The sequence below is a fragment of the Vibrio sonorensis genome (assembly GCF_001854765.1).
Lineage (GTDB): Bacteria > Pseudomonadota > Gammaproteobacteria > Enterobacterales > Vibrionaceae > Vibrio > Vibrio sonorensis.
The window spans coordinates 1-570 of record NZ_LJJE01000083.1 but is presented as its reverse complement, the minus strand read 5'-3'; the positions used below and the strand labels follow the sequence as shown (position 1 = coordinate 570).

Genomic DNA, 570 nt, shown 5'->3' with positions numbered 1-570 from the left:
AAGATCCTGAAGGAAGTGGAAGCAGGCCGAAAAGTCAACGAAGCCTGTCGTGAATATGGCATCTCTGATGCGACATACTACAACTGGAAGTCCAAGTATGGCGGGATGGAAGCGTCAGATGTTAAACGGCTTAAAGAGCTTGAGGACGAGAATCGGAGGCTCAAGCAAATGTTTGCCGACCTCAGCCTTGAGCACCGTATCGTCAAAGATATTCTTGAAAAAAAGCTGTAAGGCCAGCGGTTAAGCGCGAGCTTGTCGATTACGCTCGCAAATACTATCAGGTCAGTTTGCGAATGGCCTGCCGCGCAGTTGGCATTAGCGACTCAGTCTATCGCTACCGACCAGATCCTCATCGAGATGATGAGGTTATCGCGAAGTTGCAGGAGGCAGCAGAGCGGTATCCTGCGTACGGATTTGGCAAACTATTTAAAGTAATTAGGCGGTGGGGACACCACTGGAATCATAAACGAGTCTATCGAGTGTACTGTTCACTCAAGCTAAACTTGCGGCGCAAGGGCAAAAAGCGCCTACCTAAACGAAATCCAGCGCCACTGGTATGCCCAGAGTGGA

Annotated in this window: 1 pseudogene; it reads left to right on the top strand. The window is 49.8% G+C overall.

Going from position 1 to position 570, the window contains the following annotated elements:
- Positions 1-570: pseudogene (locus tag BLO31_RS23195) on the top strand (transposase); the annotation flags it as partial.